At 73.0% G+C, this 19,069-nt stretch carries 14 protein-coding genes; 5 read left to right on the top strand and 9 right to left on the bottom strand.

Features of this window, described 5'->3' with window-relative positions; genetic code table 11:
• Positions 1-9: 9 nt before the first annotated feature.
• Positions 10-1,320 (bottom strand): ABC transporter permease, encoded by a 1,311-nt coding sequence (locus EDF21_RS00250; RefSeq protein ID WP_123569934.1) that lies wholly within the window; start codon positions 1,318-1,320, stop codon positions 10-12.
• Entirely contained in the window at positions 1,317-2,012 is a 696-nt protein-coding gene (locus EDF21_RS00255; RefSeq protein WP_123570745.1) for an ABC transporter ATP-binding protein, read from the bottom strand. Before EDF21_RS00255 ends, EDF21_RS00250 begins: the two co-directional genes overlap by 4 nt.
• 180 nt (positions 2,013-2,192) lie before the next feature.
• Here EDF21_RS00255 and EDF21_RS00260 point away from each other — a divergent pair, with 180 nt between their 5' ends.
• Entirely contained in the window at positions 2,193-3,446 is a 1,254-nt protein-coding gene (locus EDF21_RS00260) for a sensor histidine kinase (RefSeq protein WP_123569935.1), read from the top strand.
• Positions 3,443-4,165 carry a response regulator transcription factor gene (locus EDF21_RS00265; RefSeq protein ID WP_123569936.1) on the top strand — a complete coding sequence of 241 codons (723 nt, stop codon included), beginning with the start codon at positions 3,443-3,445 and terminating at the stop codon, positions 4,163-4,165. The genes EDF21_RS00260 and EDF21_RS00265 overlap by 4 nt, the downstream gene beginning before the upstream one ends.
• Before the next feature lie 98 nt (positions 4,166-4,263).
• Here EDF21_RS00265 and EDF21_RS00270 read toward each other — a convergent pair whose 3' ends face one another.
• From EDF21_RS00270 to EDF21_RS00280, 3 genes are read right to left on the bottom strand one after another with little or no spacing between them, the layout of a single operon-like run.
• Positions 4,264-7,719, bottom strand: coding sequence for an ATP-binding protein (locus EDF21_RS00270; protein WP_123569937.1), 3,456 nt, complete (start codon positions 7,717-7,719; stop codon positions 4,264-4,266).
• Positions 7,716-8,720 (bottom strand): DUF4194 domain-containing protein, encoded by a 1,005-nt coding sequence (locus EDF21_RS00275; RefSeq protein ID WP_123569938.1) that lies wholly within the window; start codon positions 8,718-8,720, stop codon positions 7,716-7,718. Before EDF21_RS00275 ends, EDF21_RS00270 begins: the two co-directional genes overlap by 4 nt.
• Entirely contained in the window at positions 8,717-10,450 is a 1,734-nt protein-coding gene (locus EDF21_RS00280; RefSeq protein WP_158612820.1) for a DUF3375 family protein, read from the bottom strand. Before EDF21_RS00280 ends, EDF21_RS00275 begins: the two co-directional genes overlap by 4 nt.
• A gap of 144 nt (positions 10,451-10,594) precedes the next feature.
• Between EDF21_RS00280 and EDF21_RS00285 the strand changes: the two genes are divergently transcribed.
• Both EDF21_RS00285 and EDF21_RS00290 read left to right on the top strand, forming a co-directional pair.
• On the top strand, positions 10,595-12,058 hold the full coding sequence (locus tag EDF21_RS00285; protein WP_158612821.1) for a hypothetical protein: 1,464 nt from the start codon (positions 10,595-10,597) through the stop codon (positions 12,056-12,058).
• A gap of 45 nt (positions 12,059-12,103) precedes the next feature.
• A complete protein-coding gene (locus EDF21_RS00290) occupies positions 12,104-13,078 on the top strand; it encodes a RimK family alpha-L-glutamate ligase (protein WP_123569941.1) in 975 nt (324 codons plus the stop codon).
• A 216-nt stretch (positions 13,079-13,294) separates the two neighbouring features.
• Here EDF21_RS00290 and EDF21_RS00295 read toward each other — a convergent pair whose 3' ends face one another.
• From EDF21_RS00295 to EDF21_RS00305, 3 genes are all read right to left on the bottom strand, one after another.
• On the bottom strand, positions 13,295-13,711 hold the full coding sequence (locus EDF21_RS00295; protein ID WP_123569942.1) for a hypothetical protein: 417 nt from the start codon (positions 13,709-13,711) through the stop codon (positions 13,295-13,297).
• A 181-nt stretch (positions 13,712-13,892) separates the two neighbouring features.
• On the bottom strand, positions 13,893-15,686 hold the full coding sequence (locus EDF21_RS00300; protein WP_056044815.1) for a DEAD/DEAH box helicase: 1,794 nt from the start codon (positions 15,684-15,686) through the stop codon (positions 13,893-13,895).
• Positions 15,687-15,746: 60 nt separating this feature from the next.
• Positions 15,747-16,250 carry a hypothetical protein gene (locus EDF21_RS00305; protein WP_123569943.1) on the bottom strand — a complete coding sequence of 168 codons (504 nt, stop codon included), beginning with the start codon at positions 16,248-16,250 and terminating at the stop codon, positions 15,747-15,749.
• A 107-nt stretch (positions 16,251-16,357) separates the two neighbouring features.
• Here EDF21_RS00305 and EDF21_RS00310 point away from each other — a divergent pair, with 107 nt between their 5' ends.
• Positions 16,358-17,212 carry a site-specific DNA-methyltransferase gene (locus EDF21_RS00310; protein ID WP_123569944.1) on the top strand — a complete coding sequence of 285 codons (855 nt, stop codon included), beginning with the start codon at positions 16,358-16,360 and terminating at the stop codon, positions 17,210-17,212.
• Here EDF21_RS00310 and EDF21_RS00315 read toward each other — a convergent pair.
• Positions 17,209-18,945, bottom strand: coding sequence for a threonine/serine exporter ThrE family protein (locus tag EDF21_RS00315; RefSeq protein WP_233568304.1), 1,737 nt, complete (start codon positions 18,943-18,945; stop codon positions 17,209-17,211). The genes EDF21_RS00310 and EDF21_RS00315 overlap by 4 nt on opposite strands.
• Positions 18,946-19,069 lie beyond the last annotated feature (124 nt).

Genomic DNA, 19,069 nt, shown 5'->3' on the forward strand with positions numbered 1-19,069 from the left:
TCCTCGGCCTCACTCGTAGCGCAGCGACTCCACCGGGTCGGCCTTCGCGGCGCGCGCGGCGGGCAGCGTGCCGGCCAGGAACGCGATCACCATCACCACGACGATGATCAGCGCGATCGACACGGGGTCGAACGCGATCAGCGTCAGCCCGGGCAGGTTCGACAGCAACGACCCGGCCAGGGCAGCGCTGACCAGGGTGCCGGCGATCATCGCGACGCCGACGCCGATCGCACTGCCGAGGAACCCGATGAACGCCGCCTCGAGGCTGAACAGGCCGAACACCTTGCCGCTGCCCATGCCCATCGCCTTCATCAGGCCGATCTCGCGGGTGCGCTCCTGCACGCTCATCAGCAGCGTGTTGACGATGCCGAAGCTCGCCGCGAGCAGGGCGATGATCGCGAAGGCGTTGAGCACGAGCACGATGCCGTCGATCACCGTCGTGAAGGTGCCCAGCTGGTCGGCGACGGTGGTGCCGGTGTAGCCCGCGGAGGCGAGACGGTCCTCGAGGTCGCTCACCTGCCCGTCGGACGCGTCCGCGGCGAACCGCACCGTGGCCTGCGCGTAGCGGTCGACCTGGTCGGCGGGCAGCCCGACGTTCTGCGCGTCGAACAGGGCCGTGCCGAGCGCCGCGTTCGGGGTGACCGCCGCCCCGGCGGGCGAGGCGATGCTCTCCTCGGCGACGCCGACGACGGTCGCGGTGACGGTGTGCTGCGTGCGCGTGGCGTCGGTCACGGCGAGCGTCACGGACCGACCGACGGCCGCCTCGTCGTCCGCGAACCCCAGGGGGCCGACGTACGACGTCGGGACGACCACCTGCAGGTCGGTCGCGTCGTCGTCGGGCTGGGCGCCCGCCGTCAGGGTGAGCTGCTGTCCCGGCGCGAGGGCGCTCGCCGAGACGACGTACTTCGTCCCGCTCTCGCCCTCGACGTAGTCGGTCGCGAGCGACTCGGTCGGCTGCACGGCCAGCACGCCGTCGACGCCCTCGAGGGTCGTCACGTCGTCCGGGGTCAGGGCGACGACGGTCGCCCCGGGGGCACCGAACCCGCCCGCGGCGACGGTGTCGGGGTCGTACTCGGTCGGGCCCGAGTTCGCCCCGCCGAGACCCTGCGCGTCGTCGGAGGCCTTCGTGACCGTCATCGTGTCGGACGAGCCCACGGCCGAGACCGTGTCGTCGATGTAGGCGTTGATGCCGGTGCCCAGCCCGCTCGTCAGCGTCAGCGTGAAGGCGCCGACGAAGATCGCCAGGACGGTCAGGATCGTCCGCGTCTTCGACCGGAACGTGTTCGAGACGGCGGTCAGCAGCAGGTCGAGGGTCGTCATGCCGCCACCTCGGTCTCGTCGTCGACGATCAACCCGTCGCGGATCACGATGCGCCGGTCACAGCGCGCCGCGAGCTCCTCGTCGTGGGTCACCACGATCAGCGTGATGCCGCTCTCGCGGTTCAGCGAGAACAGGATGTCCTCGACGACCGCCCCGGTCGCCGTGTCGAGGTTGCCGGTGGGCTCGTCGGCGAAGATGATGCGCGGGTCGTTGACCAGCGCGCGCGCGATCACCGTGCGCTGCTTCTGACCACCCGACAGGTTCAGGCCCTTGTTCTTCGCCTTGTCGGCGAGCTCGAGCTGCTCGAGGGCCGCCAGGCCGCGGCGACGGCGTTCGCCGCGGGGCACGCCCGCGATCTTCATGGGCAGCACGACGTTCTCGAGCACCGACGAGCTCGACGTGAGGAAGAACTGCTGGAACACGAAGCCGAACGTCTTGTTGCGCGTCCGGTTGAGGCGCCCTCCCTTGAGCGTGCTCGTGTCGACGCCCTCGAGCTCGACGGTGCCGGTCGTCGGGGCGTCGAGCAGGGCGAGCACGTGCATCAGGGTCGACTTGCCCGAGCCGCTCTTGCCGACGATCGCGACGCTCTCGCCCTCGGCGATGTCGAAGCTCACCCCCTTCAGGGCCTCGAACCGGTTCGGGCCGCGCCCGTACGAACGGTGGACGTCTCGGACCGAGATGATCGGCGCCATGGTGCTCCTGTCGCTGACGGCCCCGGTGTCTCCGGGGCCGAGACCCACCCTCGCGGGCCGCGCCGACCGGGTCGTCCCCCCACCGCGGACACCTGCCGGCCGTCGAGTACCGCACCTGCGGTACGCGACGTCGGGCCAGAGGGGGACTCGGCCACCGCCGTTCCAGGGCACGATGGGGTCATGACGACGACGGACGGCAGGAGGCGCGAGCCCGCCTACCCGCGACCTCGCGTCCCCTGGTGGCTGGGCGACACGCTCGCCGCGGTGCTCGTCGTCGGTGCGGCGTTCGCCCCCTTCCCCGTCGCGGGGTTCCGGCCGACCGGCGGGCTGGCCGTCGCGGTCGTCCTCGCCCCCGTCGTCCTGCTGCCGTTCCGTCGTCGACGCCCCGTCCCGGTGCTCGCCGCGATCGTCGGCCTGTTCGGCATCGCCGCCCTGCTCGGCACGCTCGCACCGGGCGTCGTCCTCGCCACCGGCATCGCCGTCTTCGCCGTGGCCGCGCGGACCCCGCGCCGCCGCACCATCGTCGTGACGGTCGTCACGGTCCTGGCCGTCGCCCTGCTCGGCCTGCTGGGGGTGGGGGGACGCGTCGTCGACCTGCCCGTGGTCCAGTTCACGCTCCTGGTCGCCTTCGCCGCCGCGGCGGGCGACGCCAGCCGCTCCCGACGGGAGTACATCGAGGCCGTCACCGAACGCGCCGAGCGAGCCGAACGCACCCGTGAGGCCGAGGCCTCGCGCCGGGTGGCCGAGGAGCGGTTGCGCATCGCTCGCGACCTGCACGACGCCGTCGCCCACCAGATCTCGGTGATCAGCCTCAACGCGGGCGTCGCGTCGTCGGCGATCGAGACGCGACCCGAGAAGGCGGTGACGGCCCTCGCGACCATCCGCCGCGCCTCCCGGACCGTCCTCGGCGAGATCGGCGACCTGCTCGAGGTGCTGCGCGCCGGGGACTCCGAGCGGGTCGCGTCGCCGCAGCCGGGCCTCGCACGACTCGACGAGCTCGTGGCAGGGTTCGCCGACGCGGGCCTCGTCGTGAGCACGCGGGTCGAGGGCCCGCTCGCCGCGGTCACGGGCGCGGTCGACCTCGTCGCGTACCGGGTCGTGCAGGAGGGGCTGACGAACGCCGGCAAGCACGGTGCCGAACACCGTGCGCACGTGCTCGTCGCTGTCGACGAGCACGAGGTGTCGGTCGTGGTGACGAACCCCGTGCCGGCGTCGAAGGACGCGCCCGAAGCGGTGGACGTCCGTGGCGGGTACGGGCTGCTCGGTCTGCGCGAACGCGTCGCCTCGGTGCGGGGCGTCGTCGAGACCGGGCCGACGCCGGGCGGCTTCCGGCTGGCGGCCGTGCTGCCGGTGACCCGTGGGGTCGACGTGGCCGGTTCGTCCGGCTCGGCCGGCTCGTCCGCCTCGTCCGGTGGGAGCGGGGGAGCCTCGTGACGACCGTGCTCGTCGTCGACGACCAGCCGCTGATCCGTCAGGCCGTGACCGACATCCTCGACGGCGAGGACGGGGTCGAGGTCGTGGGCGACGCCGTGAACGGCCGGGAGGCGGTGATGCGGGCGTCGGCCCTGCGTCCGGACGTGGTCGTGATGGACATCCGCATGCCCGAGCTCGACGGCATCGGCGCGACGGCCGAGATCTGCGCCGACCCGCTGCTCGCCGGGACGAAGGTGCTCATCCTCACCACGTTCGAGGAGGACGAGTACCTCGTCGCCGCCCTGCGCGCCGGGGCGAGCGGGTTCATCGGCAAGGGCGCGGAGCCCGACGAGATCGTCCGGGCGGTGCGGGCCGTCCACGCGGGGGAGTCGCTGCTGTCGCCCGTCGCGACCCGCAGCCTCATCGAGAAGTACGTGCTGCCGAATGGCGGCGGGGCGGGATCGGTCCCGGGGACGACGTCGTCAGGGGAGTCGTCGTCGGGGGCGTCGTCGCCGGCCGTGCCGGCCGGGCTCGCGCACCTCACCGACCGTGAGCGCGAGGTGCTGCTGCTCGTCGCCCGGGGTCGCGCCAACGCCGAGATCGCCGGCGACCTGGTCATCTCGCCGCACACCGCGAAGACCCACGTCAACCGCATCATGACCAAGCTCGACGCCCACGACCGGGCGCAGCTGGTGATCCTGGCCTACGAGACGGGCTTCCTCGCGCCGGGCGCCGCGTAGCGGCCTTCCCTGCGTCCGAGTGGGCCGAACATGTCCTTCCCGGGCGTGCGGAGGACATCTTCTGCCCACTCGGACGGAGGGGGACGAGGAGGCGCGGGTCAGGCGAGCGCGGCGGGGTCGAGACCGTGCTGCTCGACCTGGATCGCCTGCCGGATGGTCAGCGGGTAGATGCGCGACAGCTCGGGGTTCGACGGATCGCTCGAGATGTACGCCACGCTCTCGACGTGCTGCTCGAAGGCGTTGACCTTGTCGCGCGGCGCGCCCACCACGAGCTGGAAGCCCAGGGAAGTCAGCGCCGCCAGGGCCCGACCGGTGTACTCGGCGTCGGCCTTGACGAAGCCCTCGTCGAGGACGATCGGCGCGTAGGTCGGCACCCGGTCGGTGCCGTCTCCCAGCCGGAACCGCAGGGCGGCCCCCAGCACGAACGCGATGAGCTCCTGCCCCTCGCCGCCGGACTTGCCGGCCACGCCCTCGTGCACGATCTGCGTCCCGTCGGCGCGGGTCTCGATCGCCCGGAACTGGTAGTGCTCCCGTGCGTCCAGCACCCGGCGGCGCCAGGCGTCACCGACCTTCGACTTCTCCTCGAGGTGGGCGAGGTCGCGGCGGAGCCTCAGGAACCGGCGCTCGACCTCGGACGCGTCCCGCGCCTCCGGGGCCCGCACGTCCGAGGCGCGTCCCTCGGACGTGCCCCCGCTCCCGGCCCCGCCCGTGTGCTCGCGCAGCGTCCGCTTGAACTCGAGCAGGTCGCCGTTCGACACCGGCCGCGGCTCGATGTCGAGCGTCGAGCCCTGCCGGAACTCGATCGACCGCAGGGCCTGCGAGATGGGGCGGACGCCGCGGCGGATGACGTGGCCGTCCTCCTCGATCTGGACGAGCAGCGCCCGCAGGCTGTCGCCGACGTCGCTGCCGGCCCTCTCGAGCCAGCGCTGTCTCGCGTGCGGCAGGTCGTCCTCGACGAGCTGCCGGTGGATCGCCCGGACCGCCGGCAGGCTCTCGATCGTGGCGTCGATGCCCGCGGTGCGGTCGAGTTCGAGGTACCGCTCGAAGACGACGACGAGCGTCGACTCGGCGTTCGCCCGGTCGCGGTCGTGCGCGTCGACCTGGGCCCGCAGCTGGGACGCCGCGTCCCGGTACAGCCGCACGACGTCGGTCGCCTCACGCGGTGCCGCGAACGGCAGCGGGGCGAGGAGTGCCCGCTCGTCGTCGGTCAGGGGGTCGGCGTCGGCGGCGTCCGCGAACTCGTCCTCGATGTCGACGAGCGTCGCGTGCTTCTCGTCGAGCTGCGCGAGCACCTGGTCGATCTCGGCCAGGCGGCGCGTCGCGGCCGAGCGGTCGTCGTCGTGCTGCGCGGCCTCGGCCTGCAACGTGGCCAGTTCGGGACGCTCGACGGCGATGCGGTCCAGCTGGGCGCGCAGGTCGTCGAGCCTCGCCTGCGCGGGGGCGGTGTCGAGCTCGTCCCAGGTGAACTCCTTCGCGCGGGCGACGGCGTCGGCGACGCGGCGGCGTTCGACCGCCTCGGCCTCGATCGCGTCGTACTCGCCGCGGACCCGGGCCAGCACGGCCTCGAGGTCGACGATCTCGTCGCCGAGCTCGGCGATCCGGGCCGCGTTGTCGAGCCCGATCCACGAACGGGTCGACCGGTCGTCCTTGATCACGCGGTCGCGCGAGCCGGTGCGGAGGCCGCGCCGGGTCACGGCACCGCGGGTGCCGGACGGGCGCGGGCCGCCGAGGTCGTCGGGACCCTCGACGCAGAGCACGCTGCGGTCGGCGACGAGCTCGTCGTGCAGCCAGCCACGGAACGGGCTGGCCGGGTCGAGCCGCACCATGGCGGGCACGGTGCGGTCGACCGGGGTGAGCGTCGGATCGGCCCCGGTGGTCGCCGGCACGAGCGTGACGCGTCCCCGCACGTCGTTCTCGTCCACCCAGCGGCGCACGGCGTCGAAGTGCGCGCGGTCCACGAGGAGGTGCGTGGCGAGGTCGCCGAGCACGCGCTCGATCGCGACGGCCCACCCGGCGTGCTCGGGCGCGACCTCGAACAGCTCGCCGGCGTAGGGCAGCTCCGACACCGGCACGCCCGCCCCCTCGGCGATGCGCCGGCGTCGCTCGATCGCGTCGTCGGGCACGTTGCTGCGGCGCTGTTCGAACGACCGCTTCTGCTTCTCGAGGGCGGCCAGCGAGCGCTTCGTCTCGCCGATGCGGGCGGCGAGGTCGCTGCGGGCGTCGGCGGTCGCGGCCCGGGCGGCCGCGTCGTCGGCCGCGAGGCGGTCGGCACGTTGCCCGAGCGCGGCGAGTTGTTCGTCGTCGCGGGGGAGGGACGCGCCGGTCCCGTCGAGCGCGGTGGCGAGCCGGCCGCGGGTGCGCTCGACGGCGGCGAGCTCGGCCTCGGCGGCGGCCACGTGCTCGCGGAGCGACTGCGTGGGGTCGCCCCCGAGCTCGCTGATCCGCGCCAGGGCCTGTTCACGGGACCGGAACGCGAGCTGCTCGTCCGCCTGGGCGCGCCTCCGGCGTTCGCCCTGCTCGCGCTTCTCGGTCGTGACGCGGTCGACCTCGCCGCTGACCCAGCTGCCGACGCGTTCGGCCAACCAGACGCGGAGGCGGCTGGGCCCGTCGTCGTCGACCAGCAGGCGGCGCTTGGCCGAGCCGTCGCGTCCGGCGAGCTCGTACCGGTCGGCGAGCGTCGGCACGGCCTCAAGCACGTCGAGCTTCTTGCGGGTCGTCTCGAACACGTCGTAGAGCGCCGAGGCCTCGCGGTAGGTGGCGAGCGTGGTCTCCCAGCGGCTGAGCGCCTGCGGCTGCACGAGAACGAACTGCTTGAACAGGTCGTCGATCGAGAACACGCCCTTGGACGCCTGCGCCCGACGCAGCAGGGTCAGGGCCTTGAGCTGCGACTCGTCGCTGCCGCCGATGCCGAGCTGACCGCACAACCGCACCCGCAGCTCGGGCTGCGACGAGGTCGCGAGGTCGTGGGCGGGGTCGAGCAGGCGGGCGAGGGAGCCACGGGTCAGGGGGTTCTGGCTCGTGCCCTCGCGCGTCACCTCGGCCAGGCGGCTGAGGTCGAAGCGACCCTGCACGAGGAGGTAGACGCTCGCCTGGGTGACGTCGTCCTGGCTGGCGGTGTCCTCGCCGATCCAGGCGACGCGGACGGCCGTGACCGTCTGGCCGAGCTCGGTGGACCAGGTGATGGCCGCACCGCTCGGGAACGCCTGGCCGAGCGGACGCAGGAACCGCGTCGTCGTGCGGTCGGAGGCGGCGTCGCGGACCTCGTCGGTCTTGCCGCGCGCGTAGCTGTAGACGGTGCGCTCGGACCGCTGCCGGCTGTCGTCGCGGGCGGCGCGGTTGAACTCCTGCGGGTTGGGCATGATGACCGCGGCCATCGCGTCGAGCACGGTCGACTTGCCGCGGCCGGTCGGGCCGAGGATGGCGATGCCGCCGCGACCCACGGGCATGCGGTGCAGGCCGGCGTAGCTGCCCCAGTTGAGCAGCTGCACCTGCTCGATGCGGTACTGGCCCGAGTGGAACATGCCGAGGTCGGGCGGGGTGTCGGCGATGCTCATGCCTGGGGTGCTTCCGGGTCGGTGTCGGTGCCGGCGTCGTGCGCCGGCTCGGGCTCGAGGTCGAGGTCGAGGTCGAGGTCGAGGTCGAGCGGGACGGCGGTCGGGTCGGGTTCGGCGTCGGGGGTGTCCTCCACCGTGTCGGCGGGGTCGTCGTCGGCGGGATCGGGATCGGGTTCGACCTCGACGGCGGGCTCGTCGGCGTCGGCGCCGGCATCGGCGTCGACCTCCGCTTCGGCCGCGTCCGCGTCGGCGGGGGTACCGACCTCGTCCTCGTCGGTCGGGTCGCCCTCGACGCCCGCCGCCTCGAGGTACACCCGCTCGAGGTGCGCGAGTCGGTCGGCGGTCATCAGCGGCACGATCGCGGGCGAGACCACGAACAGCTCGGGGTCGTCGGGCTCGGCCGTCAGCAGGTCTCGGGCGACGAGCGCGGCGATGGCGGCGTCGACCCGGCGGCGGGCGCGCACCTCGTCGGAGCCCGAGTCGTCGTGGTACCGACCGAGGAACTCGGCCACGGCGTCCTTCGAGATCACGATCGCCTCGTCGAGCCCGTCCGTGAAGGCGTGCTCCCGGCGGGCGAAGACCATCAGCAGCGAGGCGTCCCGCGACAGCGGCTTCTCGCGGCGCAGCAGCACGGGCACGTCGTCCTCGCCGCCCTGTCGCTTGAAGGCGACCTCGTGGTCGTGGTCGACGACCAGCACCAGGAACAGCTCCTCGAGCCGGGCCCGGATCTCGGGCTCGTGGGCGAGCAGGCCGGCCCAGGCCTCCTGCTGCCGGGCGCGGGACACGAACCGGTGGGTCAGCAGCGTGACGAGTGCCTTGCGTCCGGCCAGCGGCAGCGCGTCCGGCACGCCACCGGCCGCCGCGTCGTCGGCGTCGCCGTCGTCGAAGGCATCGCGGGAGGCGCGCGCCGAGTCGTCGGCGGAGGTGGCGGTCGCCTCGGCCGAGGAGGCGCGGGTCGCCTCGTCGACGCCGGTCTCGTCCGAGGGGGCTGCGGGGCTCATGCGAGGTCCTTCGTGCTGGTCGTGCCGGTCGTGCGGTCGGGGGCGTGGGGCTCGACGCCCGGCTCGGCCCCGGGCGGCCCCGCGGGGTCACGCCGGAACACGAGGCGGGGCAGCGTGACCTGCCGACCCGCGCCTCCTGACGTCGTGGGGTCGGCGGGATCGCCGACGAGCTCGACGGTCTCGGTGTCGTCGCCGACGACGCCGCGCTCGAGCGCGAGGTCGAGCATGCTGAGGACGAGCGCGAGGCGGCGGAACCCGGGCTCGGTCGCCTGGTAGACGTCGACGCTCGTGACCTCGTCGCGGTCGACGAGCAGCCGGTCGATCGTCGCCGACACGGCCGCCGTGCTCGTGCCCGAGGTGAGGCGGAGGGCGGCCCGGTCGGCCTCCGGCAGGGACGCGTCGCCGATGGTCACCTGCACGTCGACCGTCGGCCGCGCACGGTCGGTGTGCAGCTGCACCTGGCTGACGTCACGGACGTCGAGCGCCCCGAGGCCGAGCCCGTCGCCGTGCTCGACGGGCAGCATGGCGTGGCCCGGCCGGCGCTCGGCCCAGACGCCGCCCGCGTGAAGCGCCCGGTCGGCGAGGGTGAGCAGGCGCTGCTGCTGGTCGGAGCCCGACCGGCTGAGGAAGCGCCGCAGCGAGGACGTCCACCGGCCGTACGTCTCTTGCACGCTCTGCTCTTCGGCGAGCAGCGACGAGATGAGCGACTCGAGCTGCGTGCGCTGCCGCTCGGTGAGCTGTGCGGCCGCGTCGGGCTGCGCGAGGACCTTCTCGATGTCGGCGCGCATGACGTCGATCCCGCGCGACGACAGCATCTGGGCGAAGCCGCGGTAGGCGCGTCCCTCGGGGGTCTGCTCGAGCAGGTCGTTGTCGCGCAGGTACTGGTCGACGAGCGCGCCCTTGCCGACGTGTTCGGACGAGGCCCGGCGCGCGACCTCGCGGTGCCGCTGCTCGACCATGGCGCCGAGCTGGCGGAAGTCCTCGGGCAGCGACGCGGTCAGACGCACCACCTCGCGGACCTGACGGCGCAGCACGTCGGGAGCGCTGGGTTCGGTGCCGTGCCGCTCGATCTCGGCCTTGCGGCGCTCGAGCTCGGCGATCTGCTCGTCGAGCCGGGAGAGCTGCGACTCGCGGCTGGGGTCGGCGAGGCCCGCGAGCTGCCCGACGGCGTGGGCGATGCTGCCGAGGCGGGCCTCGCTGACGGCGTTGTCGCGCTCGACGAGGTCGCGCACGAGGCGCAGCGCCTTGAGCGCATGCGGCGACAGGCGGTACTCGGCACGGGCGTCCGGTCCGGAGGCGCGGGTGCGGACGAGCCAACGGCTCTCGACCCAGCTGCGGCAGTACTCGGCCGGGGTGGTCTTCTGCTCGGTGGGGGCCGGCGTGGCGACGGGCGTCGGGGACGCGGGCCGCGCCTCCTCGGAGTCCCGCTCGGTCGTCGCCCGCTCGGACGCCGGGTGCTCGGGGGCGGCCTGCTCGGACGCCGCCTGCTCGAGCGCGGCCTGCTCGGACGCCGCCTGCTCGGCCGTGTTCTGCTCGAGGGCGTCGGCGACCTGTCGGTGGAACCAGTCGGCCGACACCGGACCCTCGGCGTGTTCGAGGTGGCGGGAGAAGAGCGGCAGCATCCAGCGGGCGTTGTAGCCGCGGAGCAGGGCCCAGGTGGGGTCGTCTTCGTACGCCGCGCGCACGTCGTCGCGGCTCAGGGCGTCGTCGTGCCCCGACGGGTGGTTCACCAAGCAAGACCTCCGGCAGTCGTCGGACGACGATACCAACTGGTGACGCTCCGCTCGGCGACGGTGTCGCTCCTCGTCCGCAGCGGCCAGGATGGGGGGATGGGGATGGGCATGGGGATGGGCATCAGGTCGAGGCGGGGCGTCGTGGCGACCGTCGTCGTGGCCGTCCTCGCCCTCGCCGCCGGATGCGCCAGCTCGAGTGACCTGCTCCAACGGTTCGAGTCGCTCATGGACGGTGTCGGCGGCGTGGTCGAGATCGAGTCGGCCGGGAGCGACTCTCCCCTCGGCGTCGCGGAGGCCCAGGCCACGGTCGTGGTCGAGGACGACCTCTCCGACGACGACCTCGAAGCCGTCGCCGAGCGCATCAGGCCGTTCGTGGCCCGCAACGTCGGCGACTCCTCCGGCTGGCGGTTCGTCGACGTCCGGCGAGGCACCGTCTCGTTCGAGGTGCTCGCCGACGAGGGCGACACGGCGGCCCAGCTCGACCTCGCGCGTCGCGTCGCGGACGACGCGGTCTTCGCCGAGGTGTCCCTCGCCACGCACGCGTTCGGCGAGGACGGGGCGACCGGGGACGACTCGCCTCGGCAGGGGTTCGGGATCACGGTGGTCCCCTCGGACTCGTCGGACGTCGTCTCGGCCTGGCAGCGGGCACGCTCCCTTCGGGACGCCGCGGCCCAGCTGGCCGACGTCGACGTGACGGCGTGGAGCCCGGACACCCGCCGGTTCGTGACCGAGAACGTCTCCGGGTTCCCCTCGGTCCTCGACGATCCCGCGACGTCCGACGTCGTCCTCGACGCCGCCGACCAGGCCCGTCTGCTCGACGCCGTGGGGGCTGCAGATCTCGGGGCCGGGCGGGTAGAGGTCCTGCCGGAGGGCATCCGGGTCGACCTCGACACACCGAGCGTCACGGGTCACCACTCGCGCGACGAGGTGGCGGAGGCGTCCCCGCGAGCGGCACGGATCGCCGGCGTCCTCGTCCGGATGTCCGAGGTGCCCGGCACCTCGATCGGCTTCGTCTCGTCACCGGACGAACGGCGAGAGCTCGACGGCGACCTGTCCGCCGCCGAGTCGCTGGTGGACGTCGTCGCGTCCGACACGGTCACCTACTCGGCGATCAGCGCCCGGTCGGTCGAGGTATGGACGTCGGGGCTCGAGGGCGTCGTGCCCGCGATGCAGGCCATCGGTGGTTCCGCGGCCGTGTCCGGGATGGACGAGATCCGCGTCTCGTCCGGTGCAGCCGACCGCAGGGGTCTCTCGTTCTCGGGTCGGCCCGAGGCACTCGTCGTGCTCGCCACCGTCACGGGCGCCATCGTGGCCGCACCCCGGATCGAAGGCGTGGCCGTGACCGCCACGGAAGGCCGCATCAGCATCGAGCTCGACGACGACGCCGCCGCCACCGACGCCGCCACCGACGCCGCCCTGGCGGACGTCGTCGGCGCGGTTCGGACGGCACCGGCCGGGACCGTCGTGACGTTCCGGCGAGACGTGCGCGGGGCGGCCGACCTCGCCACCGAGACGGTCGGCCAGGCCGCGACGGGCGAGTGCTCGACGCTCGCCGACGACGATGCAGCACTGTGCGCGATCGTCCGGTCCGCATGGGGCGCGTGATGGTCGGTGCTGGCACCCCGGGCCCGAAGGGTGCACGATCGAACGATGACCTCGCCGATCGACCACGCCGACCCGACACCCGTCGTGCACGTGCTGCACGACAACGCCGAGTGGCTGCCGCCGCTCGTCGCCGCGCTCGACGCCGCGGGGGTGCCCCACCGCGAGCACCTGCTCGACGGGACGTCCTTCGACCTCGCGGCCGCGCCTCCTGAAGGGGTGTTCTGGTCGCGGCTGAGCGGCTCGGCCCACACGCGCGGCCGGGGGACGGCCAAGGAGGTCGCGCGAGCGACCCTGCGCTGGGCCGAACGGCACGGGCGCCGGACCATCAACGGCAGCGGTGTCGTCGAACTCGAGGTGAGCAAGGTGGCGCAGTACCTGGCGCTGGCGTCCGCCGGGTTCGACGTCCCCGCGACGACCGCCGTGTTCGGCACCGCCGACCTCAAGGCCCGGGCACGCGAGCAGACGCTGCCGTTCATCACGAAGCACAACCAGGGCGGCAAGGGCCTCGGTGTGCGGCGCTTCGACGACCTCGACTCGTTCGACGCGTACGTCGACGGGCCCGACTTCGAGGTGCCGGTCGACGGGATCACCCTGCTGCAGGAGTTCCTGCAGGCCGCGGAGCCCTTCAACACACGCGTCGAGTTCGTCGGCGGGCGCTTCGTCTACGCGGTGCGCGTCGACACCTCGGCCGGCAGCTTCGAGTTGTGCCCCGCCGACGCGTGCGTCGTGCCCGACGGTGCCGACCCGGCCACGTTCGCGCCGTTCGCGGTGCGCCCGTCGGTCACCGCGGAGCACCCGCTCGTACGGCGTCTCGAGGCTTTCGTCGCCGAGCACGGCATCGAGGTCGCCGGCATCGAGTTCATCGAGACCGTCGACGGCCGCTCCGTGCCCTACGACGTCAACACGAACACCAACTACAACCCGGACGTCGAGCGGTCGTCGTCGGTGCCGGCCGCCGCGACGCTCGCCGCGTGGCTGGGCGAGGTGTTGGCGGCGGAGTACGCCGCGACCCCGGCCTAGCGCCGGTCACGTCGACACCGCCGGGCTCCGTCGACGACGTCATCCAGCCACGGTACCGACCCGGGGCCGCGCGTCACCCCGGGCCGTGGGTGAGCCGTCCCTGGTGCCCGCCCGGGGTGAGCACCGATCGAGTGGGCAGAAATGGTCCTTCGTTGGGCCGGGAAGGACCGTTTCTGCCCACTCGACGAGCACGGCCCGAGCCGACGTCGAACGGGGTCAGAGACGTCCAGGAGGCGCGGGCGGCGCCGGCGACGTCACCAGCGCCACGGCCGCGAGGCCGGTCAGCACGACCGCACCGATCGTCACGGGTGCGAGCGGCCCGGCGAACGCCGCCGCGAGGCCCTGCGTCGTGCCGAGGCCGACGACGAGATGGCCGATCACCAGCAGCACGAGGCCGAACGCGGCACCCAGCAGGCTCACCCGGGCCAGGTCGTGCAGTCGGCGGGAGTCGTCGGCGAGGCGGCGCGTGCCCGGCGTTCCCGGCAGGCCGGCCGAGAGCCGACGTCTCATCTGGCCGAAGAGCACGAGCGCGACGACCGACAGCAGCAACGGAATGGCACTGCCGATCGTGAGGGCGGTCTGCACGACGCCGAACAGCGCGTCGGTGCCACCGGGGGAGGGCGGGGTGCTCATCGGACTCCGTTCAGCGGGGACGGTGGGTTCACGGGCGAGTTCGTGGTGGACGGGCGACTCAGCGGACCGGGGACGACGAACTCGCCCGTGCGCGACCGCTGGTCGCCGACGAACCGCCCGGACACGACGACGCCGACCAGGCGGGAGCCGGGTCGGCGTCGTGGGCCGTGCGGCCGGGTGTCTAGTAGCGGGGCTTGCGGGCGGGCCGCTCGCCACCCTGCGACCGGTCGGGGCGGTCGTCGCGGCGGGGCGCGCCTCCTCGGCGGTCGGGCTTGATCTCGATGAGCTTGCCGCTGATGCGGGTGTCGCTCAGGCGGTCGAGCATGTCGCTCGAGACGTCCGAGGCGAGCTCGACGACCGAGAAGTCGGGGCGGATCTGGATCGCCCCGAAGTCGTCGCGGCTCAGACCGCCCTCGTTCGCCAGGGCACCCACGATCTGACGCGGCTCGACACGGTGACGGCGACCGACCTCGATGCGGTAGGCGGTCATCGGCTTCGACGTCCGCGGGCCACGCTCACGGCGCTCGCCCCGGTCGTCGTCGCGACCAGCGCGCGGGGCGCGGTCGTCGCGCTCGCGCAGCGGACGCTCGTCGCGCTGCGGGCGCTCGTCCTTCGGGTCGAGCAGCAGGGGCGTCTCGCCCTGGGCGACCACCGCGAGTGCGGCGGCGACGTCGGCCTCGGGCACGTCGTGGTGCTCGACGTAGTGGCTGATGATGTCGCGGAACGCCGAGATGCGGCTGTCCTGCGACAGGGCCTCGGTGATCGCGTCGTCGAAGCGGGTGAGGCGCGTGCTGTTGACGTCCTCGACGGTCGGCAGCTGCATCTGCGTGAGCGGCTGGCGGGTGGCCTTCTCGATCGCACCCAGCAGACGACGCTCGCGCGGCGTGACGAAGCTGATCGCGGCGCCGCTCCGACCGGCACGCCCGGTGCGGCCGATGCGGTGCACGTACGACTCGGTGTCGATCGGGATGTCGTAGTTGACGACGTGGCTGATGCGGTCGACGTCGAGACCGCGGGCCGCGACGTCGGTCGCCACGAGGATGTCGAGCTTGCCGCTCTTCAGCTGGTTGACCGTGCGCTCGCGCTGGGCCTGGGCGACGTCACCGCTGATCGCTGCGGCCGAGTAGCCGCGGGCGCGCAGCTTCTCGGCGAGGGTCTCGGTCTCGCTCTTCGTGCGGACGAAGATGATCATGCCCTCGAAGTTCTCGACCTCGAGGATGCGCGTGAGCGCGTCGACCTTCTGCGGGTACGACACCATCAGGTAGCGCTGGGTCGTGTTGACCGAGGTCGTGGTCTTGGCCTTGACCGTGATCTCTTCGGCGTCGTTCAGGTACTGCTTCGAGATGCGACGGATCTGCGGCGGCATGGTGGCCGAGAACAGGGCCACCTGCTTGTCGTCGGGGGTGTCGGCGAGGATCGTCTCGACGTCCTCCGCGAAGCCCATCTTCAGCATCTCGTCGGCCTCGTCGAGCACCAGGTACTTGAGTTCGCTGAGGTCGAGGGTGCCCTTGGCGAGGTGGTCCATGATGCGACCGGGCGTGCCGACGACGACGTGGACGCCGCGGCGGAGCGCGCTCAACTGGACGCCGTACGCCTGGCCGCCGTAGACGGGCAGGACGTGGACCCCGCGCATGCCGGAGGCGAACTGCTCGAACGCCTCGCAGACCTGCAACGCGAGTTCGCGCGTCGGCGACAGCACGAGGGCCTGCGGCTTCTTGGCCGACACGTCGAGGCGCGAGAGGATGGGCAGGGCGAAGGCCGCGGTCTTGCCGGTGCCGGTCTGCGCGAGCCCGACGACGTCGCGGCCGTCGAGCAGGGTGGGGATCGTGGCGGCCTGGATGGCCGAAGGGGTCTCGTAGCCGATCTCGCGGATGGCCTTCAGGACCTGGTCGCTCAAGCCCAGATCGGCGAACGTCGGCGTCGTGTCGGCTTGCTCTGTGGCGTCGCTCGGGGCTTGCTCGGTGGTGTCACTCATGGTGCAACGGTAGCTTGTCCGGGCCCTCTGCTGTTGCTCCCGCCCGCGAGGCGGGCCGAGTCAGGTCGGTGCGAGGGGCAGCACCGTCGCGACGAGCGTGGTCACGACGACCACCGTGGTCAGCGCGGAGGTCGCGACGGCGAGTCGGCGCAGGGCCCGGGACCGGCCCGGCCGTCGTCCGACCGTGGCCGACGCGAGGGCCGTCACGGCGAAGGCCGCCGAGGTCAGGCCGACCACGGGCGTCGACGCCCGGCGACCTCGAGCGAGGCCGAACGGGAACCCGGTGGCTCCCTCGTCCAGCTCGCCCCAGCCCCACGCGACGTACCCGGCGGCGGCGACCGCCGACAGGGCCAGCGCGAGTGCGGGCTGGTGGGGGATCGGCTCGCGGTGGACGGAGACGCTCGGCGGGCCTCGTCGAGGGGGACGCCGGGGGCGGAGGATCGGGTCGCCGGGGTCGAGGGTGTCGTCGAGCAGGAGTCGGCCCCGACGGCGGAGCACGATCACCTCGTCGACCGGACGGGGTTGCCGCGAGTCCGGCTTCTGCTCCTTCGCAGGGGGTGACACGGTCGTTAGCCTACCGGTCGTCAGTCGAACGGACGGGCCTCCGTGTCGGCGGCCCGAAGTAGTCTTCTCGACGACCGATCCCGCCCCGCGACACCCCGAAGGACGATGTGCAACCGACGTACCGCACCGCCAGCGGTCGACTCTTCCAGGCCGACTGCCTCGAGGTCCTCGCCGAGCTCGACGACGAGTCCGTCGACCTCGTGTTCGCCGATCCGCCGTTCAACCTGGGCAAGGTCTACGGGGCGGGCATCGACGACTCGCTCGACGAAGACGCCTACCTGGCCTGGTGCGGTCGGTGGATCGCCGAATGCGTCCGCGTGCTCCGGCCGGGCGGTTCCTTCTACCTGTTCAACCTCCCTCGCTGGAACATCGAGCTGGGCCACGTGCTGAACGGCGAGGGCATGACCTTCCGTCACTGGGTCGCTGTCGACATCAAGTACGGTCTGCCGATCCCCAACAAGCTCTACCCGTCGCACTACTCGCTGCTCTACTACAGCAAGGGCAAGCCGTCGCGCTTCGTCCGTCCCCGCCTGCCGATCCAGGTCTGCCGGCACTGCGGCCGGGACATCAAGGACTACGGCGGCCACCGCAGCAAGCTGCACCCGGACGGGATCAACCTGACCGACGTCTGGCTCGACATCCCGCCCGTGCGACACCGGGCGACGAAGACCCGCGGGGCGAACGAGCTCAGCGAGAAGCTGCTCGAGCGCGTGTTGACCATCAGTTCCGAGCCCGGCGACCTCGTCCTCGACCCCTTCGGCGGGTCGGGCACCACCTACGCCGTGGCCGAGAAGATGCACCGACACTGGATCGGCGCCGAGATCGGCGATGTCCAGCCGATCATCCGCCGCCTCGAGGGCGAGGACGCCCAGGTCGAGCTGCCGGGGCGCGGCGATACAGGACGCGGCGACACGGGCCGTGGCGACGCCGGGCGCGGGGTGACCGCCGGGGCCGAGCGCTAGCCGTTCGAGGTCGCCGCGTCTGCCGGGGGCTCTGCGGATCGGACCGGAGTCGAGAGAGCGACCCCGGGCAGGCGGGGTGCCGTGGGGTCCGCGAGGCGCGGGCGTTCAGGGGTGGGGCTCGGCTTCGAGACCGTCTCGGTGGCCGACGGCACCACGGGGATCGGTGCGGTGGGCGTGGGCGCGGGCGACGCGACCGACGGCTCCGCGACGGGTGCCTCCGCGGCGACCGTCGGGACGATGATGCTGATCGGCGTCGTGTCCGTGTGGACCGACTGCACCCGCACGCGCTTGGCCCGGCGCAACCACCGGCGCGCGCCCGGGGTCGCGAGCAGGCTGCCGAGCACGAGTCCCGCGCCGATCGCGAGGGTCGTCAGCATCGAGAACACGAAGTCGACCTCGGCGCCGTCGTTGCCGGCCATGAAGTTGAGCAGCGACGACGCGACGGCGAGCGACGGCAGCAGCGATCCGCAGAACGCCGGCACGGCGATGACCGTCGCCGCCGTCCGCAGACGAGCCGCAGCCACGGTCGAGAGCGCTCCGAGCAGGGTGGCCGCGACGAACGTGGCCCCCATGAGCGGCAGGCCGAGCTGGCGCAGGGTGAAGAGCGAGAGGTTGCCGATCAGGGCGACGCCGATCGTGATCGGGATCATGCGGGCGGTCGACCCCTGCGCGATCGAGTTGGCCGACGCGGCGGCGAAGCTCGAGATGAGCGAGAGCCAGAGCGGCAGGGCCTGCAGGGTGATGTTCGTCGGGTCGACCTCGATGTCCGCGAACCGTGCGGTCACGGCGAGTCCGGCCGGGATGCCGCACACGACCCCGGCGACGATCAGCCCGATCACCAGGGCGCGCCCGACCGCCATCGACCGGAAGCCCGAGATCGCGTCCTGGGCCCAGGTGACGATCGTGGGGTGCGGCAGGACGAGGACGACCACGGCCGCGACCAACGCCGCCGCGCCTCCCGGGGTCAGCAGCCCCGCCCAGATGCCGAGCGTGCCGAGTGCGGCGGTGGACGCGGCCTGCAGGCCGATGACGAAGAACTGGGGGATGCCGCGGGCAGTCAGCCCCCGGCCGGACGTCATGATGCCGATCATCACCACGAACGCGCCGACGGCGGCCTGCCACGTGCCGCCGGCCTGCAGCGTCACGGAGACGCCCAGCAGACCCATCGCCAGGTCGGTCAGCCACGACGGCCACCGGGGCGGGGACTTCAAGACCTCGACGAGGCCGGCCACCGCCTCGGTCATGTCGCGGTCGTCGTGCAGCAGGTCGTCGACGATCTGGTAGACCCTCGACAGCCGGTGCAGGTTCGAGCCCTCGGCGTAGATGACCCGGGTCTTGACCAACGGGTTGACGCCGGCCGGGGCGTACTGGATGGTGATCGCCGTGCCCGTGATGTCGAGTTCGAGCGGGGCCAGGTTCCACTTGGTGCTCACGGCCACGATCGCGACCTCGGTGCTGCGGACGTCGGCACCCGACGACAGCATGACGTCGCCCAGGTCGAGGCAGAAGTCGACGATCTGACGAGGCGAGTAGAGGTCGCCCCCGATGCCGTGCTCGGGCGTCGTGCCCTCGTAGATGGTGCCGCGCAGTCGCGCCCGGACGTCGCGCAGTTCGTGCTGGTTGACCAGTCGTGACTGGGCGGGCCCCTTCGGCCTGCCCTTCGGGGCCTTGGGCACCCGCGGCGGTCGGGGCTTGACCGGGGTGGGCCGCTCAGGGCGCCTGGTGTCCGACACGCTGACCTCTTCCTCGCTCACGACCGGCGGGCCGGAGCACCGCCGAGGCGGTCCCCGCGGACCCGTCCGTCGAGTCTAGGAGGCGCGGTGCCGGACGTCCGATCCCGTCCCGTCGAGCAGGTCG

It is taken from the genome of Frigoribacterium sp. PhB118 (assembly GCF_003751725.1).
GTDB lineage: Bacteria > Actinomycetota > Actinomycetes > Actinomycetales > Microbacteriaceae > Frigoribacterium.

Excerpts from the sequence above, each read along its gene's own strand:
- EDF21_RS00250 (WP_123569934.1), bottom strand. The coding sequence starts at position 1,320 with ATGACGACCCTCGACCTGCTGCTGACCGCCGTCTCGAACACGTTCCGG.
- EDF21_RS00255 (WP_123570745.1), bottom strand. The coding sequence starts at position 2,012 with ATGGCGCCGATCATCTCGGTCCGAGACGTCCACCGTTCGTACGGGCGC.
- EDF21_RS00260 (WP_123569935.1), top strand. The coding sequence starts at position 2,193 with ATGACGACGACGGACGGCAGGAGGCGCGAGCCCGCCTACCCGCGACCT.
- EDF21_RS00270 (WP_123569937.1), bottom strand. The coding sequence starts at position 7,719 with ATGAGCATCGCCGACACCCCGCCCGACCTCGGCATGTTCCACTCGGGC.
- EDF21_RS00275 (WP_123569938.1), bottom strand. The coding sequence starts at position 8,720 with ATGAGCCCCGCAGCCCCCTCGGACGAGACCGGCGTCGACGAGGCGACC.
- EDF21_RS00290 (WP_123569941.1), top strand. The coding sequence starts at position 12,104 with ATGACCTCGCCGATCGACCACGCCGACCCGACACCCGTCGTGCACGTG.
- EDF21_RS00295 (WP_123569942.1), bottom strand. The coding sequence starts at position 13,711 with ATGAGCACCCCGCCCTCCCCCGGTGGCACCGACGCGCTGTTCGGCGTC.
- EDF21_RS00300 (WP_056044815.1), bottom strand. The coding sequence starts at position 15,686 with ATGAGTGACACCACCGAGCAAGCCCCGAGCGACGCCACAGAGCAAGCC.